The 24,955-nt window shown below is 75.1% G+C and carries 25 protein-coding genes and 1 riboswitch; of the genes, 20 read left to right on the plus strand and 5 right to left on the minus strand.

Annotated features, from left to right (window positions below; translation table 11 throughout):
• Positions 1 to 270 precede the first annotated feature (270 nt).
• The 8 genes from GD632_RS05075 to ribH all read left to right on the plus strand — a co-directional run bounded on the left by GD632_RS05075 (position 271) and on the right by ribH (position 7,886).
• Positions 271 to 2,046, plus strand: coding sequence for an HNH endonuclease signature motif containing protein (locus GD632_RS05075; protein WP_193311354.1), 1,776 nt, complete (start codon positions 271 to 273; stop codon positions 2,044 to 2,046).
• A 102-nt stretch (positions 2,047 to 2,148) separates the two neighbouring features.
• Complete coding sequence (locus tag GD632_RS05080; protein WP_152189466.1) at positions 2,149 to 2,787, plus strand: GyrI-like domain-containing protein; 639 nt, start codon at positions 2,149 to 2,151, stop codon at positions 2,785 to 2,787.
• A 77-nt stretch (positions 2,788 to 2,864) separates the two neighbouring features.
• Positions 2,865 to 3,278 (plus strand): YccF domain-containing protein, encoded by a 414-nt coding sequence (locus tag GD632_RS05085; protein ID WP_152189468.1) that lies wholly within the window; start codon positions 2,865 to 2,867, stop codon positions 3,276 to 3,278.
• Between the two features lie 3 nt (positions 3,279 to 3,281).
• Positions 3,282 to 4,184, plus strand: a complete 903-nt coding sequence (locus GD632_RS05090) for a Gfo/Idh/MocA family protein (protein ID WP_152189470.1) — start codon at positions 3,282 to 3,284, stop codon at positions 4,182 to 4,184.
• A gap of 60 nt (positions 4,185 to 4,244) precedes the next feature.
• Positions 4,245 to 4,376: riboswitch (FMN riboswitch) on the plus strand.
• Positions 4,377 to 4,454: 78 nt separating this feature from the next.
• The gene (ribD, locus tag GD632_RS05095) at positions 4,455 to 5,495 is read left to right on the plus strand and encodes a bifunctional diaminohydroxyphosphoribosylaminopyrimidine deaminase/5-amino-6-(5-phosphoribosylamino)uracil reductase RibD (RefSeq protein WP_152189472.1); all 1,041 of its coding nucleotides are present in this window, start codon (positions 4,455 to 4,457) and stop codon (positions 5,493 to 5,495) included.
• A complete protein-coding gene (locus GD632_RS05100; RefSeq protein ID WP_152189475.1) occupies positions 5,495 to 6,094 on the plus strand; it encodes a riboflavin synthase in 600 nt (199 codons plus the stop codon). Before ribD ends, GD632_RS05100 begins: the two co-directional genes overlap by 1 nt.
• Positions 6,091 to 7,419: a 3,4-dihydroxy-2-butanone-4-phosphate synthase gene (ribB, locus tag GD632_RS05105; protein WP_152189477.1), complete on the plus strand. Its 1,329-nt coding sequence runs from the start codon at positions 6,091 to 6,093 to the stop codon at positions 7,417 to 7,419. Before GD632_RS05100 ends, ribB begins: the two co-directional genes overlap by 4 nt.
• The gene (ribH, locus tag GD632_RS05110) at positions 7,416 to 7,886 is read left to right on the plus strand and encodes a 6,7-dimethyl-8-ribityllumazine synthase (RefSeq protein ID WP_152189479.1); all 471 of its coding nucleotides are present in this window, start codon (positions 7,416 to 7,418) and stop codon (positions 7,884 to 7,886) included. Before ribB ends, ribH begins: the two co-directional genes overlap by 4 nt.
• Before the next feature lie 62 nt (positions 7,887 to 7,948).
• On the opposite strand, the gene GD632_RS05115 is transcribed toward ribH, so the two are convergent.
• Positions 7,949 to 9,238 (minus strand): endo-1,4-beta-xylanase, encoded by a 1,290-nt coding sequence (locus GD632_RS05115; RefSeq protein ID WP_152190102.1) that lies wholly within the window; start codon positions 9,236 to 9,238, stop codon positions 7,949 to 7,951.
• A gap of 102 nt (positions 9,239 to 9,340) precedes the next feature.
• Here GD632_RS05115 and GD632_RS05120 point away from each other — a divergent pair, with 102 nt between their 5' ends.
• Positions 9,341 to 9,913 (plus strand): GNAT family N-acetyltransferase, encoded by a 573-nt coding sequence (locus tag GD632_RS05120; RefSeq protein WP_152189481.1) that lies wholly within the window; start codon positions 9,341 to 9,343, stop codon positions 9,911 to 9,913.
• Between the two features lie 11 nt (positions 9,914 to 9,924).
• Here the strand turns inward: GD632_RS05120 and GD632_RS05125 are convergent, their stop codons facing one another.
• Positions 9,925 to 10,656: a competence/damage-inducible protein A gene (locus tag GD632_RS05125; RefSeq protein ID WP_152189483.1), complete on the minus strand. Its 732-nt coding sequence runs from the start codon at positions 10,654 to 10,656 to the stop codon at positions 9,925 to 9,927.
• Positions 10,657 to 10,813: 157 nt separating this feature from the next.
• Here GD632_RS05125 and GD632_RS05130 point away from each other — a divergent pair, with 157 nt between their 5' ends.
• The 9 genes from GD632_RS05130 (at position 10,814) to GD632_RS05170 (ending at position 19,636) form a co-directional block, all read left to right on the plus strand.
• Positions 10,814 to 11,518, plus strand: a complete 705-nt coding sequence (locus GD632_RS05130; protein WP_405002526.1) for a LamB/YcsF family protein — start codon at positions 10,814 to 10,816, stop codon at positions 11,516 to 11,518.
• Entirely contained in the window at positions 11,515 to 13,080 is a 1,566-nt protein-coding gene (locus GD632_RS05135; protein WP_152189487.1) for a 5-oxoprolinase subunit B/C family protein, read from the plus strand. Before GD632_RS05130 ends, GD632_RS05135 begins: the two co-directional genes overlap by 4 nt.
• Before the next feature lie 45 nt (positions 13,081 to 13,125).
• Positions 13,126 to 14,070, plus strand: a complete 945-nt coding sequence (locus tag GD632_RS05140) for a hypothetical protein (protein WP_152189489.1) — start codon at positions 13,126 to 13,128, stop codon at positions 14,068 to 14,070.
• 149 nt (positions 14,071 to 14,219) lie between these two features.
• Complete coding sequence (gene rlmC, locus GD632_RS05145; RefSeq protein ID WP_152189492.1) at positions 14,220 to 15,344, plus strand: 23S rRNA (uracil(747)-C(5))-methyltransferase RlmC; 1,125 nt, start codon at positions 14,220 to 14,222, stop codon at positions 15,342 to 15,344.
• A 69-nt stretch (positions 15,345 to 15,413) separates the two neighbouring features.
• The gene (locus tag GD632_RS05150; RefSeq protein ID WP_152189494.1) at positions 15,414 to 15,851 is read left to right on the plus strand and encodes a DUF2243 domain-containing protein; all 438 of its coding nucleotides are present in this window, start codon (positions 15,414 to 15,416) and stop codon (positions 15,849 to 15,851) included.
• Positions 15,848 to 16,612, plus strand: coding sequence for a cytochrome c oxidase assembly protein (locus GD632_RS05155; RefSeq protein WP_152189496.1), 765 nt, complete (start codon positions 15,848 to 15,850; stop codon positions 16,610 to 16,612). Before GD632_RS05150 ends, GD632_RS05155 begins: the two co-directional genes overlap by 4 nt.
• A gap of 73 nt (positions 16,613 to 16,685) precedes the next feature.
• Positions 16,686 to 17,834, plus strand: coding sequence for a zinc-dependent alcohol dehydrogenase (locus tag GD632_RS05160; RefSeq protein ID WP_152189498.1), 1,149 nt, complete (start codon positions 16,686 to 16,688; stop codon positions 17,832 to 17,834).
• A 13-nt stretch (positions 17,835 to 17,847) separates the two neighbouring features.
• Entirely contained in the window at positions 17,848 to 18,429 is a 582-nt protein-coding gene (locus tag GD632_RS05165; protein WP_152189500.1) for a hypothetical protein, read from the plus strand.
• Positions 18,430 to 18,454: 25 nt separating this feature from the next.
• Positions 18,455 to 19,636 carry a GDSL-type esterase/lipase family protein gene (locus GD632_RS05170; RefSeq protein ID WP_152189503.1) on the plus strand — a complete coding sequence of 394 codons (1,182 nt, stop codon included), beginning with the start codon at positions 18,455 to 18,457 and terminating at the stop codon, positions 19,634 to 19,636.
• Here GD632_RS05170 and GD632_RS05175 read toward each other — a convergent pair.
• Positions 19,618 to 20,640, minus strand: a complete 1,023-nt coding sequence (locus tag GD632_RS05175; RefSeq protein ID WP_226924611.1) for an adenosine deaminase — start codon at positions 20,638 to 20,640, stop codon at positions 19,618 to 19,620. The genes GD632_RS05170 and GD632_RS05175 overlap by 19 nt on opposite strands.
• A 118-nt stretch (positions 20,641 to 20,758) precedes the next feature.
• On the opposite strand from GD632_RS05175, the gene GD632_RS05180 reads away from it, so the two are divergent.
• Positions 20,759 to 21,364 (plus strand): class I SAM-dependent DNA methyltransferase, encoded by a 606-nt coding sequence (locus GD632_RS05180; protein ID WP_152189508.1) that lies wholly within the window; start codon positions 20,759 to 20,761, stop codon positions 21,362 to 21,364.
• A gap of 94 nt (positions 21,365 to 21,458) precedes the next feature.
• Entirely contained in the window at positions 21,459 to 22,352 is an 894-nt protein-coding gene (locus GD632_RS05185; protein ID WP_152189512.1) for a ribonuclease Z, read from the plus strand.
• Here the strand turns inward: GD632_RS05185 and GD632_RS05190 are convergent.
• The gene (locus tag GD632_RS05190) at positions 22,349 to 24,148 is read right to left on the minus strand and encodes an amidase family protein (protein ID WP_152189514.1); all 1,800 of its coding nucleotides are present in this window, start codon (positions 24,146 to 24,148) and stop codon (positions 22,349 to 22,351) included. The two genes, GD632_RS05185 and GD632_RS05190, sit on opposite strands and share 4 nt — an antisense overlap.
• Positions 24,145 to 24,891, minus strand: a complete 747-nt coding sequence (locus GD632_RS16370) for a cohesin domain-containing protein (protein WP_152189516.1) — start codon at positions 24,889 to 24,891, stop codon at positions 24,145 to 24,147. The genes GD632_RS05190 and GD632_RS16370 overlap by 4 nt, the downstream gene beginning before the upstream one ends.
• Positions 24,892 to 24,955: the final 64 nt, after the last annotated feature.

Raw genomic sequence — 24,955 nt, forward strand, 5'->3', positions numbered from 1 at the left:
TCGGTACAGAGGAGGCACCGGCGATGACACTGAGCGAGCGGGAGGACATCGATCCGGACGGCGACGCGCCGCTCGAGTCGGAGTCCGAGGCGCTCGCCGAGGCCCGGGTTGCCGAGCTCCTCAGCAGGCTCGCCGCCGACTCACCGCTCCGCTCCAGCGACCCCGTCCCGCCCACCGTCCTCGAGCCACCGGCTCATGCCGACTTCGCGACCTTCCGCCTCCCGAAGTACGCGGAGGTCCAGCCCACCGACTGGGTGCGGAAGGTGGTCGGTGAGCTCGCGCCCGTGCCGCGGGCGCCTGGGGGACTACCTCGAGCACCTCCCGGCCGGGCCGCGGCTGGCCCAGGTCCTCGGCGTCGTCGAGAGCGTCGAGGAGGTCGACGAGTACTCGCTCGTCGAGGTTGTCGCCGCGTACCGACGGATGGAGTCGTGGGCGGCTGCGCGCACCGCACAAGCGGCCGCCGCCCTCAGCAGGCGGCCCGCACTCAACCCCATGTGGCCGGGCAAGGTCGCAGGGCGTGACCGCGGGGAGTGCGTCGTGGGTGAGGAGCTGTCGATGCGGCTGCGGATGAGCCGCCAGAGCGCGATGCGGATCGTCGAGACCGGCCGCGGCTTCGAGGGGCTCTTCCACCTCACCGCTGAGGCGTTGGAGCAGGGGCAGATCGACTATCCCCGTGCGCAGGCGATCGTGCGGGCGCTGGAGGGCCTGCCCTCCGACGTCGCGATGGCCGCCCAGTGGGAGGTCCTCGAGAAGGCTCCCGGCCGGACGCTGCGCCAGGTACAGAGCGACCTCTCGCGCGCCGTCATCGCCGTCGACCCGGACCACGCGGACGAGCGGCACCGGCGCGCCCGGCAACGTCGCTGCGTGTACCGGCCCCAGGCCCTGCCCGACGGCATGGCCCGGGTGGTGGCAACGGTGCCGGCCGCCGACGCCGTCGCCTTCGACCTCGCCCTGGACTCCGCTGCCCGTGCCGCCAACGACCAGGGGGACAAGCGCACCCACGACCAGCTCCGCGCCGACGCCTTCGCGCTCATGGCGCACACCGCGCTCGCCTGCGGTCAGATCGGCCCGGACGCTGCCCTGCGAGTGTGCAGCTGTGGCGTCATCGCCAAGTCGGCCGACGGGGACTCAGCATTCGACGCGGAGGACACCGCCCTCCGGTCAACCGAGCCGGACACCGCGTGTCCACCGAACCCTCCACCGCCCGAGCGAGGCCTCCGCCGCCGCCCCACCACGAGCACCTCCTCTCTGCCGTACCCCGGGCACCGGCTCCCCGGCGGGCTCCTGCCCACCGTCCGCCTGGGATCGCTCGGCGGCCGCAAGGTCGACGTACGGATCACCGTCCCGCTCGGTGACGTCCTTCCCGCGCCGGGAGAGCAGAGCGCGCTCGAGCGGATCGTCGAGCCCGTGGCAGAGCTCGAGGGGTACGGCCCGGTCGCCCCTGTCATCGCGAGAGCCCTGGCTGCCCGCGGGGTGTGGCGCAGGCTCGTCACCGACCCCGGCACGGAGCAGGTGGTCGACGTCGGCCGCACCCGCTACCAGCCGCCGGCCGCCATGGCCGACCTCGTCAGGGAGCGCGACCGCACCTGCACCCGGCCCGGCTGCTCCTGCGCGGCTCGCCACGCCGAGATCGACCACGAGCACGAGTGGCAGCATGGCGGCGCGACCTCGGTAGAGAACACCGGCCCGTACTGCGGACGCGACCACCGCGTCAAGACGATCGGGGCCTACACCGTCGCCCACGGCTCCGACCGCACCTACGCGTGGGCCGGTCCCACCGGCCACGGGTACCTTCGCCGGCCCGACGGCACGATCGTCACGATGCCGCGGCACACAGCCGAGGGGCTCCGGGCGCTGGGACGGCGGTCGGTACGGGAGCGCGAGGCCATCGACCCGGCGTTCGTCGACGGCGTCCTCGCCGAGATCGCCGCCGGCACCGATGTCGGCGGCAGCTGGGTCCCCGCCGGCGGGCTGCGGAGCACCCTGCTGTGGCCGGGGGTCGACGACGGGCCGTCATGGGTAGCCGACGACGAGCCGCCCTTCTGACGCACGCCCACGGGCGGTCACGGCGAGCGGGGGTCTGGTCGAGCTCGCCCCCTCGCTGCCACCATCTGTCCACCGCCCCCGGAACGACCCGAGAGACCGACGATGGCTGAGCCGACGAGAGAGTCGAACAAGACAGATGTCAAGAAGGCCCTCGACTCCTACCAGGCCAGGCGCGGGGAGTTTCGCGTCCTCGACATCCCGGATCTTCGGTACCTCATGGTCGACGGCCATGGGGACCCCAACACCGCTCCGGACTTCACCGCCGCGGTCGAGACTCTCTACCCGGTCGCCTACGCGGTGAAGTTCGTCAGCAAGGAGCAGCTCCGCCACGACTACGTCGTCCCCCCGCTCGAGGGCCTGTGGTGGGCGGACGACATGGACGCCTTCACCTGCAGCCGCGACAAGTCCCGGTGGGACTGGACGCTGCTGCTCCTCGTCCCGTCCTGGGTCCCCGCCGAGCTCGTCGACGCGACCGTCGAGCACGTCCGGACCACCAAGCGACCCGCCCGCATCGACGACCTCCGCGTCGCCTCCCTCCGTGAGGGCACCTGCGTCCAGACGCTCCACGTCGGCGCATTCGACGACGAGGGCCCCGTCCTCGAGCGCCTCCACCACGAGGTCCTTCCCGCCCGGGGACTGCGGCCCGCCGGCGCCCACCACGAGATCTACCTCAGCGACATGCGCCGCACCGCACCGGAGCGGCAGCGCACCATCCTGCGCCAGCCCGTCGCACCGGCCTGAGCGCTCACCCGGCCACCCGCGTCCCGGCCGCCCACGCTCGGCCGTCCACACCGGCCCACCCCCGCTACGGTGGTCCCATGCGCACCATCGGCAACGTCCTGTGGCTCCTCCTCGCCGGCTGGTGGCTCGCGCTGCTGTACGTCGTGGCGGGCGTCATCGCCTGCGTCCTCATCATCACGATCCCCTTCGGCATCGCCTCCTTCCGCCTCGCGAGCTTCGTCCTGTGGCCCTTCGGCCGCCGGTCGGTGTTCCGCCGTGACGCCGGTGCCCTCGCCCTCGTCGGGAACGTCCTGTGGATCGTGTTCCTCGGCTGGGAGCTCGCCGTCGCCCACCTCGTAGCCGGCCTCCTCCTCTGCGCCACGGTCGTCGGCATCCCCTTCGGCATCGCGTGCTGGAAGATGGTGCCCCTCGCCCTCCTCCCGCTCGGCCAGGAGATCGTCCCCGTCCGCGACGGTGCGGCGACTCTCGCCGCCCCTGTCGGGCGGGCCTGAGCCGTGCGCGTCGCCGTCATCGGGCTCGGGGACATCGCGACCAAGGCCTACCTGCCCGTCCTCACCGCCACGCCGGGCGTCACCCCGGTGCTCGTGTCCCGCAGCCGTGAGACGGTCGACGCCGTCGGCGAGCGCTACCGGGTCGCGGACCGCTTCACGGACCTCGAGCGTGCCATCGCCTCGGGGCTGGACGCCGCCACGGTGCACGCCCCGACCGCGGCCCACGCGCCCATCGTCGAGACGCTGCTCCGCCACGACGTGCCCGTCCTCGTCGACAAGCCGATCGCCCCACGCCTGGAGACCTCGGCCCGGCTCGTCGCGCTGGCCGCCGAGCGTGGCGTCTCCCTCGCGGTCGGGTTCAACCGCCGCTGGGCCCCCGCCTACCGGGCCCTCGCCGACTGGCCGGACCGCGACGTCGTCACCCTCCACAAGCACCGCTCCCACCCGCTCGGCGAGGCCCGGCCCATGGTCCTCGACGACTTCATCCACGTCCTCGACACCCTCCGCTTCCTCGTCCCCTCGCCGCTCGAGGACCTCACCGTCTCCGTCCGCCACGACGACGCCGGCCGCACCCGCCGCCTCGCGGTCCAGTTCACCGGCGAGCACCGCCTCGCCGTCGGGGTCATGAGCTGGACCTCGGGCGGGGCCCACGAGCTGCTCGACGTCGTGGGGGAGGGACGCCGGCGAGAGGTCGTCGACCTCGCCGACGTCGTCGACCACGACGGCGGTGAGCGCCTGGTCCGCCGCGACGGGTGGCGGCCGGCCACCGAGCTGCGCGGGTTCGACGCCATGTGCGCCGACTTCCTCACCGCTGTCCGGGAGGGCCGGCGCCTCGACGCGAGCGACGCGCTCGTCACCCACGAGCTGTGCGAGCGGGTCGTGGAGGCGGCCTCCTCACCCCGCTGACGCCCGGCACAGGCGCGCGGCCCGAGCCGTTCCGGCGGGGAGGTACGCTGTCCGGCAGCAACACGTGCTCCGGGGTCGGTGTAATTCCGAGCCGGCGGTGACAGTCCGCGACCCGTGCGTCCCACGACGCCCGGTTGACCTGGTGGAACTCCAGGACCGACGGTGAAAGTCCGGATGGGAGGCAGCACGTGGCGCCGCCGTCGTCCGTCGACGGTGGCGTCATCGGTGTCCCCCTGCCCCCGGTCTGGTACCGACAGGGAGGGGACAGGCATGCCGGACGTCTCGTGGGCGCTCGGGCGCGCGGCCGAGCTCGCCGAGCGGGGGCCGCAGCACGGAGGCAACCCCCGGGTGGGCTGCGTCCTCCTCGCCACCGACGGTGCGGTCGTGTCCGAGGGATGGCACCGCGGGGCGGGGACGGCCCACGCCGAGGCAGCCGCGCTCGCCGGCGCCGACCCGGGCCGGCTCCGGGGGGCGACCGCGGTCGTCACGCTCGAGCCGTGCCACCACAGCGGTCGGACCCCACCGTGCACACGCGCCCTGCACGCCGCGGGCGTCGCTCGTGTCGTGTACGCGGTCGGTGACCCCGACCCGGTCGCCGCCGGCGGGGCGCGGTGGCTGGCCACCCGGGGCGTGGAGGTCCTCACCGCCGAGGACGCGGGCGTGCCCGCGGACGTCAGTGGCCGGGCGGCAGACCTGACCGCCGCCTGGGCCTCCGCCGTGCGACGCCGCCGGCCCTGGGTGGTCGGCAAGACCGCGCTGAGCCTGGACGGGCGCGTCGCCGCTGCGGACGGCACCTCGCGCTGGATCACTGGCGCGGCCGCGCGGAACCACGCGCACACCGTACGGGCCGACGTCGACGCCGTCGTCGTCGGAACGGGCACCGTGCTCGCCGACGACCCGGCGCTCACCGCCCGCCGTCCCGACGGCACGCTCGCGGAGCACCAGCCGCTGCGCGTCGTCGTCGGCCGGCGCGCCGTCCCGCCCCAGGCTGCGCTGCGCCAGGCACCGGGCGACTGGCTCCACCTCCCCACGCGCGACCTGCGCACGGCGCTGGACCGGCTCTGGGACGCGGGAGCGCGCCGGGTCCTCGTCGAGGGCGGGCCCAGCCTCCTGAGCGGCGCACTGCGCGAGCACCTCGTCGACGAGCTCCACGCGTACCTCGCCCCCGTCCTGCTCGGTGCCGGCCTGCCCGCAGTCGCCGACCTCGGTGTCCCGACCCTGGCCGACGCTCCGCGCTGGCGCCCCGTCACGACCCGCACCCTGGGCGAGGACCTCCTCGTCGTCGCCCACCGACCCCAAGGAGATCTCTGATGTTCACCGGACTCGTCGAGGAGGTCGGTACCGTCACGCGGCGGACCGACCTCGATGACGCCGCCGTCCTCACCGTCGCCGCCGACACCGTCCTCGACGGGCTGCGCCCGGGCGACTCCGTCGCCGTGGCCGGCGTGTGCCTCACGGTGACCGCGCACGACGAGCACGGCTTCACCGCCGACGTCATGCCCGAGACGCTCCGCCGGACCACTCTCGGCGCGCTGGCCCCCGGGCACCGCGTCAACCTCGAGCGTCCCGTCCGCCCCGACGGCCGCCTCGGCGGGCACCTCGTCCAGGGGCACGTCGACGGCGTGGGGACTGTGCTCGACCGCCGTCCCGGGTCCCGCTGGACCGAGCTCGACGTCGCGCTGCCCGCCGGCCTCGCCCGCTACGTCGCCGAGAAGGGGTCCGTCAGCGTCGAGGGCGTGTCCCTCACGGTGACCGGGGTCCAGGCCGACGCCTTCGGCGTCGCGCTCGTCCCCACCACCCTGGAGCTGACGTCGCTCGCGGACCTCGCCCCCGGGGACCGGGTGAACCTCGAGGTCGACGTCGTGGCCAAGTACGTCGAGCGGCTCCTCACCGCGGGGGTCGGCGCATGAGCACGACGACGCGCACCGGTCGGTCTGCGGCCGACGAGTCGCTGGTCGACCGGGTCGAGGCCGCGCTGGCCGAGCTCCGCGCGGGTCGCCCCGTCCTCGTCGCCGACGGCCACGACCGCGAGGACGAGGTGGACGTCGTCCTGCCCGCCGCCACCGCCGACGCCGCGTGGGTGGCCTGGACCGTCCGGCACAGCTCGGGCTACCTCTGCGCACCGCTGCCGGCGCACCGTGCCGACGAGCTCGACCTGCCGCTCATGGTGGCCCGCTCGCAGGACCCCCGGGGAACCGCCTACACCGTCTCCGTCGACGCGGCCGACGGCGTGGGCACCGGCATCTCCGCGACCGACCGCGCGCGGACGCTCCGTGTCCTCGCCGACCCCGCCACGGGCCCGGGCGACCTCGTCCGGCCCGGCCACGTCCTGCCGCTGCGCGCCGTGAGCGGGGGCGTGCTCGAGCGGGCCGGGCACACGGAGGCCGCCGTGGACCTGTGCCGCCTCACCGGCGTGGGCGAGGTCGCCGCCATCGCCGAGCTCGTCGAGGACGACGGCGCGATGACCCGTCGCCCCCAGGCGGCGGCCCTCGCCCGGCGCCACGGCCTCGCGCTCCTCACCGTGGCGGACCTCGTCGCGTACCGCACGACGCACGACCGGCCCGTGGCCGTCCCGCCGGCGAGCCCGGTCCGGAGGCGGGGGTCGGCCCGGCTGCCCACGGCGCACGGGGAGTTCGTCGTCCACGCCTACGCCGACCTGCGGACCGGGGACGAGCACCTCGTGCTCACCGCCGCCGCTCCTCCGGGCGCCCCGGCGGCCGACCCGCTCGTGCGTCTCCACTCGGAGTGCCGTACCGGCGACGCGCTCGACTCCGCGCGCTGCGACTGCGGTGCCCAGCTCCGCACCGCCCTCGCCCGCGTGGCCAGGGAGGGGGGCGCCGTCGTCCACCTCGGTGGTCACGAGGGACGGGGGATCGGGCTCCTCGCGAAGATCGAGGCCTACGCCCTGCAGGACCTCGGCGCCGACACGGTCGAGGCGAACCTCCGCCTCGGCCATCCGGCGGAGGCGCGCGAGTACGGCGCCGCGGCGGCCGTCCTCGCGGACCTCGGCATGGTCCGTGTCCGCCTCCTGACGAACAACCCGGCGAAGGTCGCGGGACTCGTCGGGGCGGGGCTCGAGGTCAGCGCCGTCCTCGGGCTCGAGGTCGGCCGCACGAAGGACAACCACCACTACCTGCTGACGAAGCGGACGGCCATGGGCCACCACCTGCCCGGCCTGGACACGGCCGGCACCCACCCCGGCGAGTCCGGGACGACTGAGGAGGAGCACGCATGAGCGGAGCCGGAGCACCCACCATCACCCCCGACGGCAGCGGTCTGCGGGTGGTCGTCGTCGCCGCGCAGTGGCACACGGCCGTCATGGACGGCCTCGTCGCGGGCGCCGTCCGGGCTGTCGAGGAGGCCGGCGCCGCCGTGACGCTCGAGCGGGTGCCGGGCACCTTCGAGCTGCCCGTGGCCGCCGCGGCGGCCGCCCGCGGCGGTGCGGACGCCGTCGTGGCCCTCGGGGTCGTCATCCGCGGGGACACCCCGCACTTCGACTACGTCTGCCAGGCAGCCACCATCGGCCTCACGGAGGTCTCGGTCCGCGCCGGCGTCCCGGTCGGTTTCGGCGTGCTGACGACCGACGACGAGGCGCAGGCACTCGACCGCGCAGGCCTGCCCGGCTCGCGGGGGGACAAGGGGGCGGAGGCGGCCCAGGCCGCGATCGCGACCGCCCGGGTCGTGCGGCGCCTCGCCGGCTGACCCGGGCGTGCCGTGTCGGGGCAGCAGCCAGCACCTCGGCGGCACCGAGCCACAGCCAGCCTTCAGCGCGTGAGGCCGACCTCCGCCGCGCTCTCCCCGGCCGCGTCCAGCGCGACGGTCCCCGACGCGCCGCCGGCCGTCACCACGTAGTCGCCGAGGAGTCCGGACACCCGCACGCGCCCCTCGGCGTCGGTGCGCAGCGTCGTCGGCGTCAGCCACCACTCCTCCTTGACGAGCCGGCGCAGCGCACCGTACGCGGGCTTCGGGGTGCCGTCGCGGCGGACGAGGCCGGCCGGTGCTCCCAGCCACGCGCCGTCGTCGGTGATGCCCCAGTAGGTGATCGCCTGGACCGCGGGGTGGGACAGGAGCGAGCGGTAGTGCCGCACGATCTCGTCCGCCTGACGCTCCTCGCCCTCGGGCGTCGAGGGCCAGGACGGGACCTGGTAGTCGTTGAGGTCGACGATCTCCGGCGGCATGAGGTCACCCGAGAGCAGGGTGTTCTCCGTGAGGTGCAGCGGCAGGCCGAACCGCGCGAAGCGGTCGACCATGGCGAGCATCTTCTCCTCGCCCCAGTACCCCTGGTGCATGTGGGTCTGCAGCCCGAGGGCGTCGACCCGGATGCCCGCCGCGAGCACCTCCTCGATGAGGCGCTCGTAGTCGGGGGAGAGGTCGAAGTCGTTGAGCAGGAGGGTCGCGGCCGGGTCCGTCGCGCGGGCCTCCTCGAAGGCGAGCCGGACCGTCGGGACCCGCCCCTGCTCACGGCACAGGCGGGTGATGGCGTTCTCGTGCTCCTCGTTGACGAAGTCCGGCATGATGACGACCTCGTTGATGGCGTCCCACGTGTCGATGACGCCGGCGAAGTCACCGACCTCCCGCCGGATCCGGGCGCGCAGCACCTCGGCGACCTCCGCCGTCGGCAGCTCGCGCAGCCAGTCCGGCGCGAGGGTGTGCCAGGCGAGCGGGTGACCCTTGACCGCGACGCCCCGGTCCTGGAACCACCGGGCGGTGCGGAGCAGCCGTGCGGTGTCCGGACGTCCGCGCTCGGGCTCGAAGCCGGCCCAGTAGAAGGGCAGCGTCGCGGTGTTGAAGACGTCCAGCCACAGGGCGGCGAGGTGCTCGCCCTGGTCGGGCGCCGCCCCGCCGAAGACGCTCTCGACCCCGCCGGACGTCTCGCCGTTGGCGAGCGGGATGAGGTCGAAGCCGATGTTGCCGAAGGCGAAGCGGTGGCGGACCTGCTCGACGGTGACGTCGGTGTCAGCGAGCGGGGCACCGTCGGCGCCGTGCACGGTGACGGTCGCGTGGGCGGTGCGGTGGGCCAGGGAGGTGTCGACGGAGGGGGCGGAGGGCGTCATCGCAGTCTTTCCGAGGTCGGGGCAGGGCAGCGCCGACGCTACCTCCTCGTCACGCGTCGCGATCCCCTTCCAGTTGCCCCGGGGACGTCGGATCATGACGCCATGACGATCGAGGTGCGCCCCGCCGTCGTCTTCGAGGACGTCGCGACGATGGTGGGCCCGAAGCGGCCGGACGCGAACGTGTGCTGGTGCCTGAGCTACCGCCTCCCGTCCTCGGAGCAGCTGGCCCTGCGCGGCCCCGCCCGCGGGGAGCGGGTGCGCGAGCTCGTCGCCGCGGACCCGCCGCCGGGCGTCCTCGCCTACGACGGTGACGACGTCGTGGGCTGGGCCGCCGTGCACCCGCGCGCGGACACGAGCTTCGCCCGCAACCGGCGGATCCCGCACGTCGACGACCTGCCCGTGTGGTCGCTGTGGTGCGTGCGGGTGTGCCCCGGCCACCGCGGGCAGGGCATCGTCCACCACCTCGTCGCGGGCGCCGTCGAGCTCGCGCGGTCCTGCGGGGCGCCGGCCGTGGAGGCCTACCCGGTCGACAACGGCGGCGCGCGCGTCGACCTCACGATGGCCTACGTCGGCACCCGGGCGGTCTTCGAGCGCGCCGGTTTCGTCAAGGCCGCCGACACGAGCTCGGTGCTCAACGGGTTCCCCCGCGTCCTCATGCGCCGCGACCTGCGCTGAGACGCGTCCGACTAGCGGGCGAGCGAGGCCCGCAGCGCCTCGAGCCGCGCGACCGCGTCCTCCAGCAGCGCGTCCTCCGTCCCCCTGACGACGACGTTGGTCCCCCGCAGCTCGCCCTCGCTGAACGGGTAGGACCCGAAACCGAGCCGGGGCATCTCCTCGGCGAGGAGCCGCAGCTGGGTCGCGACACGCCCCTCACCGACCTCGAAGCGCACCTCGCGCGAGCGGATCGGGACCCCTCCGGCGAGGGTGGGGAGGACGGCGTCGAGCATGGCGACGAAGATGCTCGGCACGCCGGCCATGACGTGGACGTTGCCGATCGTGAAGCCCGGCGCCCCCGAGACGCCGTTGACGATGAGGCTCGCGCCGTCGGGGATGCGCGCCATGCGCAGCTGGTCGGCGGTAGGGGTCGCGCCGCGGCGGGCGAGGGCCTCCTCGAGGAGGGCGCGGGCGTCGGCGCGGACCTCGATGCCCACCCCGAAGGCGGCGGCGACCGCGTCGGCGGTGATGTCGTCGTGGGTGGGGCCGATCCCGCCGGAGGTGAAGACGTGGGTGTACCGCTCCCGCAGGGCGTCGAGCGCCTCGACGATGGCGTCGTGGTCGTCGGGGACCACGCGGATCTCCGCGAGGTCGATCCCCACCCGGGTGAGCTCGCCGGCGAGGTGGTGGGCGTTGGCCTCGCGGGTGCGCCCGGAGAGGATCTCGTCGCCGATGACGAGGATTGCGGCAGTGGGGTTGGACATGGCCCCAGCGTGCCGCCGTCCCACCCGGTCGCACAATCGGAAGGGGTGGGCGGCGGATACGCTGCTGGGCAGCGGACACCCGCCGCCCGCCCGGAAGGAGCCCTCGGTGACGATCGACCTCAACGCCGACGTCGGGGAGTCCTTCGGTGCGTGGACGATGGGCGACGACGCCGCGATCCTGCGCGTCGTCACGAGCGCGAACGTCGCCTGCGGCTTCCACGCGGGGGACCCGCGCACCGCCCGCCGCACCTGCGCCCAGGCCGCCGCGGCCGGGGTGGCCGTCGGCGCGCACGTGTCCTACCGCGACCTCGCCGGCTTCGGACGCCGATTCCTCGACGTCGACCCGGCCGAGCTCACCGACGAGGTCGTCTACCAGATCGGGGCGCTGCAGGCGCTGGCCGCCGCGGCCGGCACCGAGGTCCGGTACGTCAAGCCGCACGGCGCGCTCTACAACGCGATCGTCCACCACCGCGCGCAGGCCCGTGCCGTCGCCGCTGCCGTCGCCGCCGTCGACCCCGGCCTGCCGGTCCTCGTGCTGCCCGGGACCGTCATCGAGGAGGAGGCGCACGCGGCGGGCCTGCGTCCCGTCGTCGAGGCCTTCGCCGACCGCGCCTACCTGCCCGACGGGACCCTCGTCCCACGGTCGCGGCCCGGCGCCGTCGTCAGTGACCCGCAGGAGGTGGCCGACCGGGTGCTGCGGATGGCGACCGAGGGGACCGTCACGGCGGTGGACGGCACCACCGTCGCGGTGCGGGCGCGCAGCGTGTGCGTCCACGGCGACACCCCCGGCGCCGTCGCCATCGCGACGGCGGTACGCGCCGCGCTCGACGCCGCCGGTGTCCCGGTGGCCGGCTTCCGGTGACCGGCCGCGAGGTCCGCCCGGTGGGGGAGCGGGCCCTGCTCGTCGGGTGCGCCGACCTCGCCGAGGTGCTCGGCCTCCACGCCGCCCTCACCGCCGCCCCGCTGCCCGGACAGGCCGAGGTCCTCGCCGCCGCACGCACCGTGCTCGTCCGCGCCACCGACCGGGCCGCCCGGGACCGCCTCGCGCCCGTGCTGCGCGACCTCCCCGCGCCGCCCGCGCCCCCGCCGGCGGGGGAGGTCGTCGTCCTCGACACCGTGTACGACGGCGCGGACCTCACGTTCGTGGCCGAGCACACCGGGCTGAGCGTCGAGGGTGTCGTCGCCGCCCACTCGGGGGAGGAGTGGACGGCCGCCTTCGGCGGGTTCGCGCCCGGTTTCGCCTACCTCGTCGGCCCGACGACGCTCGCCGTGCCGCGGCGGGCGAGCCCGCGCACCGCCGTCCCGGCCGGGTCCGTCGCCCTCGCCGGCACCTTCTCCGCCGTCTACCCGCGCTCCTCGCCCGGCGGGTGGCAGCTCCTCGGTCACACCGACGCGCCCGTGTGGGACCTCGACCGGCAGCCACCGGCGCTGCTCAGGCCCGGGGACCGGGTGCGGTTCCGGCCCGTGCGCGAACGTGTCACCGTGCGCCGGAGCAGGCCGCCGGCCCGCGCTGCCGCCGCGCCCGGCCCCGCCCTCACCGTCCTCGCCACCGGTGCCCAGAGCCTTTTGGAGGACCTCGGCCGCAGCGGGATGCTCGACCTCGGTGTCAGCCCCTCCGGGGCCGCGGACCGCGGCTCGGCACGCCAGGCCAACCGCCTCGTCGGCAACGACCGCGCCGCCGCCGTCGTCGAGACCGTCCTCGGCGGCCTCGAGCTGCGCGCCACCGGCCACCACGTCCTCGCCGTCTCCGGGGCGCCCGTGCCCCTCACGCTCCTGCACGACGGCGAGGAGCTCGCCCACCCGCCGACCGACGCCCCGTTCCTGCTCCCCGACGGCCACGTCCTGCGCCTGGGCCACCCGGCGGTGGGGCTCCGCGCCTACGTCGCCGTCCGCGGCGGGATCACCGTCCCTCCCGTGCTCGGCAGCCGGTCGACCGACCTGCTCTCCGGCACCGGACCCCCGCCCCTCGCCCCGGGCACCGTCCTCCCGGTCGGTCCGCCGCCCGCCACGGCCGTCGGACAGCCGGAGCCCGGCCGCGTGGGCGCGCCCGGTGTGCTGCGCGTCGGTGTTGTTCTCGGGCCGCGGGCCGACCGGGTGACGCCCGAGTCGCTCGAGCGGCTGCTCTCCCAGGAGTGGACGGTGTCCGACCGGTCCAACCGGGTGGGGCTCCGGCTGGACGGCGTGCCCCTCCAGCGCGCCGACGACTCCGAGCTGCCGAGCGAGGGCACGGTCGCCGGGGCCGTCCAGCTCCCGTCGGACGGGCGCCCCGTCGTCTTCCTCGCCGACCACCCGGTCACCGGCGGCTACCCCGTCCTCGCCGTCGTCCGGGAGGCCGACCGCGACGTCCTGGCGCAGGCACGCCCCGGGGACCGGCTGGTCTTCCGGGACGCCATACCGCCTTGCGGGAACGTCGCGCGGACGTAGGTTGTGTGCAGAAGCACCGTCAGCACACGGGGGGTAGGACGACGCATGAGCGACGCCGCGACGACCATCGACACCGACGAGCAGGAGCGCTCGGCGCGGACCTCGGTCCCCTCGCGCAAGGCCCCGGACCAGGGGACCCCGCTGCGCCGGAGCAGCGACGACCCCACGCTCGGTGACGGCCGCAAGCCGCCGACGACCTTCGCCTGGGCGCCCACCCCCACCCTCACCGACCGCCGCGTGCTCGACTCGCCCGCCGTCGTCGTCGTCGACGACGTCGCCAGCCGCGAGGCCGCCGGCGCGCGCGTCGCCGAGGGGCTCGAGCGACTGGGCCGGCCGGTCGAGCGCATCCCCGCGGACGGCACGGGCCTGCGGCGCCGGCGCCCCTCCGGGCCGCTCCACCACCCGCTCGTCGTCCACGTCGGCTCCGCCAGCGCGCTGCGCGAGCCCACCGCGCAGACCGTGACGCGGACGGTGAGCGCCTACCGCCCCGGCGCGACGATCGTCTACGAGCCGGGTCTGCGCGGCGAGCTGCCCGGTCGGCGCGAGGAGGTGCGGTCCCGCGTCGAGTCGATGGTCGCCCGCGCCGACGTCGTCATCGCCACCACCGGCGACCTCGAGCTGCTCTACCCGGGCGAGGCACGCGAGAACGTCCTGCGCCGGTGGGTGGCGGCCGGCCCCGGCATCGTCGTCGTCTCCGCCGTCGGCGACGGCGCGTGGGCGGTCAACGCCGTGGGCCTCACGGCCACGGTCCACGGCCGGGGCGCGGACGCGGGGGACGCCTTCGCCGCCGGTGTCATCGACGCGCTGTGGAAGGCCGGGCTCCTCGGCGTCGCCAACCGGCCGGACCTGCGCACCGCGGTGTGGGGCACGCTCCACGAGCTCGTCGAGAACGCCGCTGTCGCCGCCCAGCTCGCCGGGGGCTCCGACGGCCTCGCGCCCAGCCGCGACGAGCTCGACGCCGCGCGCGGCATCCCCCGCCTCGGCCGGTAGGCGCCCCGCCGCGTCAGCGAGGCGTCGCACCTCGGGCTCGTCCCCGGGAGGTGCGACGCAGGATCGACACGTGCGACGCGACCGGGTGGGGAGCGGGTGACGGATCTCTACCGCCGTCGGGCGACCGCAGCCCGTAGGCTGGAGCGGCCATGCAGTGCTCCTACTTCGACGCCGCCCGCTGCGGCTCGTGCACCCTCATGGGGCGCCCCTACGCCGAGCAGCTCGCCGGCAAGCAGGAGCACGTCCGCACGCTGCTCGCCGCGCACCGGGACCTCACCTGGCTCGAGCCGTTCCCCAGCGCCGAGGACGGCTACCGCAACAAGGCGAAGATGGTGGTCGGGGGCAGTCCCACCGCCCCGACGCTCGGGATCCTCGACGCCGAGGGCCGGGGCACCGACCTGCGCGCCTGCGGGATCATCGCCCCGGGCATCCGCGCCGCCTTCGAGCCGCTCACCCGGTTCATCACGACGGCGGGGCTCATCCCCTACGACGTGCCCACCCGGCGCGGGGAGCTGAAGAACCTCGTCGTCACCGAGTCGCCCGCCGGCGAGCTCATGGTGCGCTTCGTCCTGCGCTCCTCCGAGGCGCTGCCCCGGGTGCGCAAGCACCTGCCGAGGCTGCGGGAGGCGCTGCCGCGGCTCGCCGTCGCCTCGGTCAACCTCCTGCCCGAGCACAAGGCCGTGGTCGAGGGGGAGGAGGAGATCGTCCTCACCGACCAGCAGACCCTCGAGATGCGGCTGGGAGGCGTCCACCTCCACCTGCGCCCGCAGGGCTTCTTCCAGACCAACACCGCCGTCGCGGCCGCCCTCTACGCGCAGGCGAGCCGCTGGGTGGCGGAGGTCGCGCCCTCCTCGGTGTGGGACCTGTACTGCGGGGTGGGCGGCTTCGCCCTGCACTGCGCAGCCCCCGGGCGGGACGTCGTCGGCATCGAGACGAGCGAGGCGGCCGTCGCAGCCGCCGAGCGCAGCCGGCTCGACGCCGGGCTCGAGTCGGTCCGCTTCCTCGCCGGGGACGCGACCACGTTCGCGTTGTCCGCCGCGCGGGCGCCCGAGCTCGTCGTCGTCAACCCTCCCCGGCGCGGGATCGGTGCCGCCCTCGCCGGCTGGCTCGAGAGCTCCGGGGTACGCCACGTGCTCTACTCGAGCTGCAACGTGACCTCCCTCGCCCGTGACCTCGCCGCCATGCCCTCGCTCGTGCCGGTGCAGGGCCAGGTGCTCGACATGTTCCCCCAGACCCCGCACGCGGAGGTGCTCGTCCGCCTCGAGCGGCGCTGAGCCGTTCGCACTGCTTCACGCGGGCCGCCGTGGCAGGCTCGGGGCGAGACACGGGGGAGGTGAGCGGGGATGGACGCACGGGACCGGCGCCGCTCGACCTGGGTGGCCGCGCTCATCGGTGTGGGCGTCATGGCCGCCGTCGACGAGATCGTCTTCCACCAGATCCTCGGCTGGCACCACTTCTACGACCGCTCCACCCCGCAAGTGGGGCTCCTGGCCGACGGCCTGCTCCACGCCGCCGAGCTCGTCGTGCTCGTCGCGGGGATCTTCCTCGTCGCCGACCTCGCCCGCCGCGGCGGGCTGCACCGCGGTGCGGTCGCGGCGGGCGCGCTCCTCGGGGCAGGGGGCTTCCAGCTCTTCGACGGCGTCGTCGTCCACAAGGTGCTGCGACTGCACCAGGTGCGCTACGACGTCGAGCTCCTGCCCTACGACGCCGCCTGGCTCGCCTCCGCGGTGCTCCTCGTGCTGGCCGGGGTGCTGCTCCTCGTGCGCGCCACGCGCACATGACCCCGTGGCTGCCGAGCGCGCTGGCCGCCGCGGCGCTGCTCGGCGGCTACCTCCTGCTCCTCGCCCGGCGACCGTCCGGCCTGCCGCGGTGGCCGGTGTGGCGCACCGCCGCCTGGGTAGCCGGCGCCGTGACCGTCGCCGTCGCGCTGCTCCCGCCACTGGCGCAGGCCGCAGGCACCGACCACCGCGCCCACATGGCCCAGCACCTGCTCCTGGGCATGTACGCCCCGCTCGGGCTGGTGGCCGCTGCGCCCGTCCGCCTCGCGCTCGGGTCGCTGCCGACGACGGCGGCGCGGCGGCTGTCCACCGTGCTCCGCAGCCGTCCGGTCCGCGTGCTCAGCCACCCGGTCGTCGCCGGGCTCCTCACCGTCGGTGCGACGGCCCTCCTCTACCTCACCCCGCTGCACGAGCACGCGGCACGGAGCTCGGCCCTCACCGCCGTCGTGCTCCTCCACTTCGTCCTCGCCGGGTGGCTGTACACCTGGGCGATCGCCGGGCCGGACCCCGCTCCGCACCGGCCGCGCCTACCGCTGCGGCTGGGCGTGCTCGTCGTCGCCGCCGGCGCGCACGCCTCCCTCGCCAAGACCCTCTACGCCCGTGCCGCGGAGAGCCACCACCACGGCACGGTGCACGCCGAGGCGGCCGCCCAGCTCATGTACTACGGGGGCGACGGCGCCGAGGTGCTCCTCGCCGTCATGCTCCTCGCCGGGTGGTACCGCCGCGCCCGGCCCCGCGGTCGGAGCGTGCACGCGGCGCGGTAGGGCCCGAACCTTCGACGGGCGGGCGGAGGTGACCCGTGTCACCCTGGCTGGCCAACGGCAGTGAGGAGACACCATGCGTGCGATGGTCTACCGCGGTCCGTACAAGATCCGCGTCGAGGAGAAGGACATCCCGCGGATCGAGCACCCCAACGACGCGATCGTCCGGGTCGAGCTCGCCGCCATCTGCGGCTCCGACCTGCACCTGTACCACGGGATGATGCCGGACACTCGGGTCGGGATGACCTTCGGCCACGAGTTCATCGGCGTCGTCCACGAGGTCGGGTCCTCGGTGCAGAGCCTCACGCCGGGCGACCGGGTCATGGTGCCCTTCAACATCTCCTGCGGCTCGTGCTACTTCTGCTCCCGCGGGCTGCTCTCCAACTGCCACAACGTCAACCCCAACGCCACCGCGGTCGGCGGCATCTACGGCTACTCCCACACGACCGGCGGGTACGACGGCGGGCAGGCCGAGTACGTCCGGGTACCCTTCGCGGACGTCGGGCCGACGATCATCCCGGACTGGATGGACGACGAGGACGCCCTCCTCCTCACCGACGCCGTCGCCACCGGCTACTTCGGCGCCCAGCTCGGGGAGATCCGCGAGGGGGACACCGTCGCGGTCTTCGGCGCCGGCCCCGTCGGCCTCATCGCCGCCAAGACGGCGTGGTTCATGGGCGCCGCCCGGGTCATCGTCATCGACCACCTCGAGTACCGGCTGGAGAAGGCCCGCACCTTCGCCCACGCGGAGACGGTGAACTTCGCCGAGCTCGACGACGTCGTCGTCCACCTCAAGCGCACCACCGACGGGCTGGGCGTGGACGTCGCCATCGACGCCGTGGGTGCGGAGGCGGACGGCAACTTCCTCCAGCACGTGACGGCGGCCAAGCTCAAGCTCCAGGGCGGCTCACCGGTCGCGCTCAACTGGGCCATCGACGGCGTCCGCAAGGGCGGCACGATCTCCGTCATGGGCGCCTACGGACCGATCTTCAGCGCCGTCAAGTTCGGCGACGCCCTCAACAAGGGCCTGACGCTGCGGATGAACCAGGCCCCGGTCAAGCGGCAGTGGCCACGCCTGTTCGAGCACGTCAGGAACGGGCACCTCAAGCCGAGCGAGATCGTCACCCACCGCATCCCGCTGGAGCACATCGCCGAGGGGTACCACATCTTCTCGGCGAAGCTCGACGGCTGCATCAAGCCCCTGATCGTGCCCGGCGCGAACTAGGAAGGACACTGGCATGAGCGAGCGCATCCCCGTCTACACCTCCGCCGGACCCCCTGTGCCCTCGGCCGCGGAGCTCCGCGCCCGGATCCCCGGGTGGGGCGTCGACCTCGACCCCGCCGACCGGCCCTCCTACCCCAAGGAGCGCGCGGAGCCCACCGGCGCGCACTGGGACCTGCCCGAGCAGCAGGAGGAGACCTCCCCCCGTGAGCGGTCCATCGAGCACATGAGGCTCACCCCCGTCTTCGGCACGGTCGCGCCGCTGCACGGGCTGTCCGGCGCCATCCGCCGCTACTCCTACGAGCGCTTCAGCGAGGCGCGCGCCGCGCACTGGCTGCTCCTCATCGCCGCGGACCGGGTCGACGCGGTCGAGAGCCACCTCCGCTCGTTCGCGAGCGCGCGCCCCGACAACCCGGTCACCGAGACCGGCGTGCGCGCCGAGCTCACGCACGACGGCCTCGCCGCGCGCCGCGGGAGCAGCCGCGCCGACGTCAAGCACCAGTGGATCGACCCGATCCTCGTCGCCGGGCCCTGGGTGCTCGCGGGTGCCGCCGCTGTCGCGGGCGCCCGCCGGCTCGTGCGCGGCCGCCGGGACTGAGCCGCCGCGGCGCGGGGGACCCCACGTGGGCGAGAGCTGGACGAGGACCCCGATCACGACCGACGTCCTGCGTGGCGTCCTCGCGCTCGAACGGGGCGCCCACGGCGTCGTGCCGCACCGGCTCCCGGCGTGGGCGCGCGCCCAGTGCACCGACCCCCAGCTCCACCTCGCCGAGGGCCAGCCCGCGGGCGCCCGGTTCGCGCTGCGGACCGCGGCCACCGTCGTCGAGCTCGACGTGCTGCCCACGCGCTACGGCTTCCGCGGGGCACCGCCGCGCCCCGAGGGGGTCTTCGACCTCCTCGTCGACGGGATCCTCGTGGCCCAGGCCGTCGCTCCCACCGCCACGACCGTCACCATCGACATGGCCACCGGGGCGGCCGAGCACGAGCCGGGCGAGGTGGGCACCGTCCGCTTCGCCGGGCTCCCGGCAGGCGTCAAGGACCTCGAGCTGTGGCTGCCGCACAACGAGGCGCTCGAGCTCGTCGCCCTCCGCACCGACGCCCCGGTCGAGGCGCCGGCTGGTACCGCCCGACGGCGCTGGGTGCACCACGGCAGCTCGATCAGCCACGGCTCCAACGCCGAGCACCCCACCGGCCCCTGGCCGGCACTGGTCGCCCTCGGCGGCGGGCTGGACCTCCTCAACCTCGGCCTCAGCGGCAGCGCGCTGCTCGACCCCTTCGTCGCGCGCACGATGCGGGACGCACCGGCGGACCTGCTCAGTGTGAAGATCGGGATCAACGTCGTCGGCGGCGACGTCATGCGCCGCCGCGTCTTCGGCCCGGCCGTCCACGGGTTCCTCGACACCCTGCGCGAGGGGCACCCGACGACGCCGCTGCTCGTCGTGTCCCCGCTCCACACCCCGATCCACGAGGACACCCCCGGCCCGGGCGCCTTCGACCTGGACGCCCTGGCTGCTGGGCGGACGGCCTTCCGCGCCACCGGGGACCCGGCCGAGGTGGCGGCGGGGAAGCTCACCCTCACCGTCGTGCGCGAGGAGCTCGCCGCCGTCGTCGCGCAGCGGGCCGCCACGGACGCGCACCTGTTCTACCTCGACGGGCGCGAGCTCTACGGGGTCGGCGACCACGCCGAGCTGCCGCTGCCGGACGAGCTGCACCCCGACGGCGCCACCCACCGCCGGATCGCCGAGCGCTTCAGCGCCCGGGTCCTCGGCGGTGGTGGCCCGTTCGGTCAGGCGCCGGCGGCGTAGGCCTCGAGCTCGGCGAGGTACTCCTCGCGCTCCCGGCCACTGAGCCAGGCGATGTCGAAGGAGTTGCGGGCGAGCCGGACGAGCTGGTCGCGGCTCAGGCCCGCGACCTCGGCCAGGCGCACGTAGTTCTCCGCCACGTAGCCGCCGAAGTAGGCGGGGTCGTCGGAGTTGAGGGTGACCTTGACGCCCTGCTCGAGGAGGCCGACGATCTCGGTCTCCTTGACGCCGTCGACCACCCAGCCGTTGGAGATCGGGCAGCAGGTGAGGCCGAGGCCGCGCTCCTTGATCGCCGCGACGAGCTCGGGGCGCTCGAAGGCGTTGGAGCCGTGGTCGATGCGGTCCACCCGGATGTCCTCGACGACCTGGCGGATGTGCTCGTGGGTGCCGTCCTGGTCGATGTCGCAGTGCATCGTCAGGAGGTAGCCCTCCTGACGGGCGCGGGCGAAGACGGCGGCGAACTTCGCCGGCGGGTTGCCGCGCTCGTCGGAGTCCAGGCCCACGCCGAGGATCCAGTCGCGGTAGGGGAGGGACTCCATGAGGGTGCTCATCGCGTGCTCGGCCGTGAAGTCGCGCAGGAAGCACAGGATGAGCTCGCCGTGGATGCCGAGGTCGCGGCGCGCGTCGACCAGCGCCCGGCGCAGGCCACCGATGACCGTCGCGAAGGGCACGCCGCGGGAGGTGTGGGCCTGGGGGTCGAAGAAGATCTCGGCGTAGCGCACGTTCTGGCTCGCCGCCTTGGCGAGGTAGGCCGTCGCGAGGTCGTAGAAGTCGTCGGCGGTGACGAGCACCCGCATCGAGTCGTAGTAGACCGTGAGGAAGGAGGACAGGGAGTCGAAGTCGTAGGAGGCGCGGACCTCCTCGGCGGAGGAGTGCTCGAGCTCGATCCCGTTGCGCTGGGCGAGGGCGAACTTCAGCTCGGGCTCCAGGGTGCCCTCGATGTGCAGGTGCAGCTCTGCCTTCGGCAGGCCGGTGATGAAGTCCTGCAGGTCGGCGGTCGCGGTCACGCGGGTGCTCCTTGGTCGGTCGGGGGCCGGTGGTCCGGCAGGGCGCGTCCCGAGGCTACCGGCGGCACGCTGCTGAGCGGTGACGTGTCTCGGGCCGCGCCCGTGCCAGGCTGGCCGCATGGGCAGCTTCGACGACAGGGCGGCCGGCTGGGACAGCGACCCGGCCAAGGTGGCGCGCGCCCGGGAGGTCGCCGAGGCCGTCGCGGCCGCGGTCCCGCTCGACCCGGGCCTGCGGCTGCTCGAGTACGGCGCCGGGACCGGGCTCGTCTCCGAGGCGCTCGGCAGGCGGGTCGGTGCGGCGACGCTCGCGGACAGCTCCGCCGGCATGCGCGCCGTGCTCGTGGAGAAGGTCGCCTCGGGGCGCTTCCCCGGCGGGCGGGTCTGGGACCTCGACCTCGAGACCGACGACGTCCCCTCCGCGCGCTTCGACCTGGCAGTCGCCTCGCTCGTCCTGCACCACGTGCGGGAGCTGGACCGGGTGCTCGCGGGGCTGAGCAGGCTGCTGGCGCCCGGTGGCCACCTGTGCGTGGCGGACCTCGACCGCACCGAGGGCGGCACCTTCCACCGGCACGACGTCGACACCCACGACGGTTTCGACCGGGCCGAGCTGGCCGCACGTCTGGAGCGGGCCGGCCTCGTCGACGTCGGCGTCCGCGACTGCGGGGCGGTGGAGCGCGACGGCGTCGCCCACCCGGTGTTCCTCGCCGTCGCCCGCCGCCCGTAGCCGACGGTGGGGGCGGGGTGGGGCGGGTCGCCCCGGTGACCCGGGCCGCGACTACGATCCACCGACATGACCTCCCACCAGCCGGCGCCCGTCCGTGCGTGAGCTCGTCGTCCTCGGCACCGCCTCCCAGGTGCCCACGCGCGCCCGCAACCACAACGGCTACCTGCTCCTGTGGGACGGGCGGGGTTACCTCTTCGACCCCGGGGAGGGCACGCAGCGGCAGATGACCCACGCCGGGGTGTCGGCCACGCAGGTCCACCACATCTGCCTCACGCACGTCCACGGCGACCACTGCTACGGCCTGCCCGGCGTGCTGTCGCGGATGGTGCTCGACGGCGTCACCCACCCCGTCCACCTCCACTACCCGGCGAGCGGGGAGGAGGTGGTCCGCGCGCTCGTGTCCGTCGCGACGCCGGGGCTGGACCTGCGGCTCCGGCCGCACGGGGCCGCCGGGGAGGTGGCCCCGGGCCTGGAGGTCCGGCCGCTGCACCACCGGGTGGAGACCTACGGCTACCGGCTCGTCGAGCCGGATTCGCGCACCCTCCTGCCCGAGCGGCTCGCCGCCGCCGGCCTCAGCGGCCCCGACGTCGGCCGCCTCCAGCGCGCGGGCCGGCTGGGCGGCGTGGCGCTCGAGGACGTGAGCGTGCCGCGCCGCGGCCAGCGCTTCGCCCTCGTCATGGACACCGCCCCGTGCACGGGCGCCGAGGAGCTCGCCGACGGCGCCGACCTCCTCGTCGCCGAGTGCACCTTCGCCGACGAGGACGCCGCGCTCGCCCACGAGTACCGCCACCTCACCGCGGGGCAGGCGGGTGCGCTCGCCGCCACCGGGGGAGCGGGCACCCTCGTGCTCACCCACTTCTCCTCCCGGTACCCGGACCTCGAGCCGCTGCGGGAGCAGGCGAGGGTGACGGCGGGACGGGCCGCCGTCGTCCTCGCGCTCGACCTGGACCGGGTGGCGATGCCCCGGCGGCGCGCAGCGGCCCGCTAGCCGAGCGGGCCGTAGAGCGCGGGCGAGGTGCGCGCCTGCGTCGCCTGCTCGAAGGCGTAGGCGAGACCGAGGAGCGTGCCCTCGGCGTAGTCCCGCCCGAGGAGCTCGAGGTTGACGCCGGCGCCGGGCACCGTGCCGTCCGCCTCGGTGGCCTGCCCCATCGGCACGCTGACCGCGGGCATCCCGGTGTTGGGGCTCAGCCGCAGGTTCTGTCCCTGGGTCCCGTAGGGCGTACCGGTGGGGTAGACGAGCGCGTCGAGCGCGTGCTCCTCAAGGAGCCCGGTGACGAGCGCCTGCCCCTGCGCCAGTGCCTGCGTGTGACTGCCCTCGGGTCCGGCCCACGCCTCGTAGGTCTCCTCGCTCACCGCGGCCCGCTGCTCGTAGCTGCGCTGGCGGGAGGTGACGTAGTGGCCGGTGGCGAGGATGTCGTCGATGGAGCGCGCCGTCACCTGCGGCGCGAGGTGGTTGGCGACGTAGCCCTCGAGGTCGTGGCGGAACTCGTTCGTGCTGCCGCTCGGCTCCCCGAGGACGGCGGGGAGCTCAGCGGGCGCCGCGAGCTCGACGACGGTCGCGCCCCGGTCCTCGAGGGTGGCGACGGCCTGCGCGAAGAGGCGGGCGGTCGTCGGGTTGGTGCCGACCATGGACGGCAGGTAGCCGATCCGTGCGCCGTCGAGTGCTTCGGCGTCCAGCGACGAGGCGAAGGAGGCAGGCACCTTGCCGGCCTGCTCACCGGTGACCGGGTCCGCCGGGTCGACGCCGACGACGGCGTCCAGCGCGAGGGCGGCGTCGGTGACGCTGCGGGTGATCGGGCCCGCGGTGTCCTGGCTCAGCGCGAGGGGGATGATGCCGTCGCGGCTGACGAGGCCGACGGTCGGGCGGATCCCGACGAGCTGGTTGTAGGACGCCGGCACCCGGATCGAGCCGCCGGTGTCCGTGCCGAACCCGATCCCGGCGAGGTTGGCGCTGATCGCCGCGCCCGTGCCGCCGCTGGACCCACCGGCGGTGCGGCTCGTGCTGTGCGGGCTCGCGGCGAGGAGCGTCTCACCGGGAGCGACGCCCGCGGAGAACTCCGAGACGAAGCCGAAGGCGAACTCGTCCAGGCTCGTCTTGGCGAGGACGACGGCGCCCTCGTCGCGCAGCCCCTCGACCATGAAGGCGTCGGTGCCGGTGAGGTTGTCCTCCCAGCAGCCGCAGCCCCCGGTGGTCGGCATGTCGCGGGTGTTGACGTTGTCCTTGACGGCCACCGGCACACCGAGGAGCAGGCTCGTCATGCCGCCCGACGCGCGCCGCTCGTCCGCGGCGGCCGCGGCGGACAGGGCAGCCTCGCTCGTCGCGATGACCGAGTTGAGCGGCCGCCCGTCGGGGTCGACGAGGGTGCGGTCGTACGCCGCGATCCGCTCGAGGTACTCCTCGGTGAGAGCGACGGACGTCGTCACGCCGGCGTTCATCGCGGCCTGCATGTCGAGGACCGAGGCCTCGACGAGCTCGAAGGGGCCGTCGTCGTAGACCATCCGCTGGGAGACGGCAGCGAGGTCGGCGACGGTGAGGGCGCCGTCGCCGTCGGTGTCCGCCCGGGCACCCCACTCGGCGACGTCGGCGGGGGAGCCGAGGTGGTCGGCGACGAGGTCGAGGTCCGCCGCGGTCACCTGACCGTCACCGGTGAGGTCGAGCTCGGCGTGGAAGGGCGGCAGGACGAGCGTGTGGGCCTCGAGCGGCTGCGCCTGGACGGCGGCGCCCGTGAGGACGAGCGCGCCGGCGGCGGGGACGGCGGCGAGGGCGCGGCGGCGCGTGCTCACAGCGCACCTCCCGTCCGGCGACGGACGAGGACCGCGGTGCCACCGAGGGCGGTCAGCGCGGCCGCGGCCAGGACGAGGAGGGAGGCGTCGAGGCCGGTCGAGGGGAGGGAGCCGCCGCCCGAGGCAGCGGGCGGGGCGGGGGCCGGGGTGTCGTCGTCGGACGCTCCGTCGTCGTCCGCGTCGGTGGGCGTGGGCTCCGGCTCGGTGGCCGTGGGCTCCGGCTCGGTGGGCTCGGGGTCGGTCGGGGTGGGCTCGGGCGCGTCGACGGTGATGTCCGCGCTCACGGCGGCGGGCAGGGTCGTCGTCGTCCCGTCGGCGCCGACGAGCTCGACGGACACGGCGACAGTCGTCGTGCCGGGGCCGACGACGTCGAGCTGCACCCCCGCGGCGAGGTCACCCGCCAGGGCGGGGGAGCTCCCGAGGCGGCTGTGGACGACGGTGGCGCCCGGCTCGGCGAGCTCGGTGCTGTCGAAGCCGCCCGCCGGGCCGGTGGCGCTGTCAGGCACGACGGCGAGGACCTCGGGGTCGACCTCGACGGTGAGGGCGTAGGCGTAGACGTCCGCGGCGTCACCGAGCTCGAGGCTGGCGGTGATCGTGTCCCCGACGGCCGCGGTGGCCGGCACGGCGAGGCTCAGGCCCGTGGTGTCCGGTGCCGCGAGGGCGGGTGCGGCGCCGAGCACGAGCACGCCGGCGCACAGGGGCGCGGCGAGCACTGCTCGACGTGGGCGGGGTCTGGGGGGCATGGGTCCTGCCTTCCGGGTCGACGTCGGCGGCGCGTCCGCGCCGCAGTCGACTGCGACGGTAGGC

Source organism: Georgenia satyanarayanai (genome assembly GCF_009193135.1).
Classification (GTDB): domain Bacteria; phylum Actinomycetota; class Actinomycetes; order Actinomycetales; family Actinomycetaceae; genus Oceanitalea; species Oceanitalea satyanarayanai.

Excerpts from the sequence above, each read along its gene's own strand:
- GD632_RS05140 (WP_152189489.1), top strand. The coding sequence starts at position 13,126 with ATGAGCGACGCCGCGACGACCATCGACACCGACGAGCAGGAGCGCTCG.
- GD632_RS05085 (WP_152189468.1), top strand. The coding sequence starts at position 2,865 with ATGCGCACCATCGGCAACGTCCTGTGGCTCCTCCTCGCCGGCTGGTGG.
- GD632_RS05155 (WP_152189496.1), top strand. The coding sequence starts at position 15,848 with ATGACCCCGTGGCTGCCGAGCGCGCTGGCCGCCGCGGCGCTGCTCGGC.
- GD632_RS05115 (WP_152190102.1), bottom strand. The coding sequence starts at position 9,238 with ATGACGCCCTCCGCCCCCTCCGTCGACACCTCCCTGGCCCACCGCACC.
- rlmC (WP_152189492.1), top strand. The coding sequence starts at position 14,220 with ATGCAGTGCTCCTACTTCGACGCCGCCCGCTGCGGCTCGTGCACCCTC.
- GD632_RS05125 (WP_152189483.1), bottom strand. The coding sequence starts at position 10,656 with ATGTCCAACCCCACTGCCGCAATCCTCGTCATCGGCGACGAGATCCTC.
- ribH (WP_152189479.1), top strand. The coding sequence starts at position 7,416 with ATGAGCGGAGCCGGAGCACCCACCATCACCCCCGACGGCAGCGGTCTG.
- ribD (WP_152189472.1), top strand. The coding sequence starts at position 4,455 with ATGCCGGACGTCTCGTGGGCGCTCGGGCGCGCGGCCGAGCTCGCCGAG.
- ribB (WP_152189477.1), top strand. The coding sequence starts at position 6,091 with ATGAGCACGACGACGCGCACCGGTCGGTCTGCGGCCGACGAGTCGCTG.
- GD632_RS16370 (WP_152189516.1), bottom strand. The coding sequence starts at position 24,891 with ATGCCCCCCAGACCCCGCCCACGTCGAGCAGTGCTCGCCGCGCCCCTG.
- GD632_RS05150 (WP_152189494.1), top strand. The coding sequence starts at position 15,414 with ATGGACGCACGGGACCGGCGCCGCTCGACCTGGGTGGCCGCGCTCATC.
- GD632_RS05080 (WP_152189466.1), top strand. The coding sequence starts at position 2,149 with ATGGCTGAGCCGACGAGAGAGTCGAACAAGACAGATGTCAAGAAGGCC.
- GD632_RS05180 (WP_152189508.1), top strand. The coding sequence starts at position 20,759 with ATGGGCAGCTTCGACGACAGGGCGGCCGGCTGGGACAGCGACCCGGCC.
- GD632_RS05165 (WP_152189500.1), top strand. The coding sequence starts at position 17,848 with ATGAGCGAGCGCATCCCCGTCTACACCTCCGCCGGACCCCCTGTGCCC.
- GD632_RS05120 (WP_152189481.1), top strand. The coding sequence starts at position 9,341 with ATGACGATCGAGGTGCGCCCCGCCGTCGTCTTCGAGGACGTCGCGACG.
- GD632_RS05130 (WP_405002526.1), top strand. The coding sequence starts at position 10,814 with ATGGGCGACGACGCCGCGATCCTGCGCGTCGTCACGAGCGCGAACGTC.
- GD632_RS05160 (WP_152189498.1), top strand. The coding sequence starts at position 16,686 with ATGCGTGCGATGGTCTACCGCGGTCCGTACAAGATCCGCGTCGAGGAG.
- GD632_RS05100 (WP_152189475.1), top strand. The coding sequence starts at position 5,495 with ATGTTCACCGGACTCGTCGAGGAGGTCGGTACCGTCACGCGGCGGACC.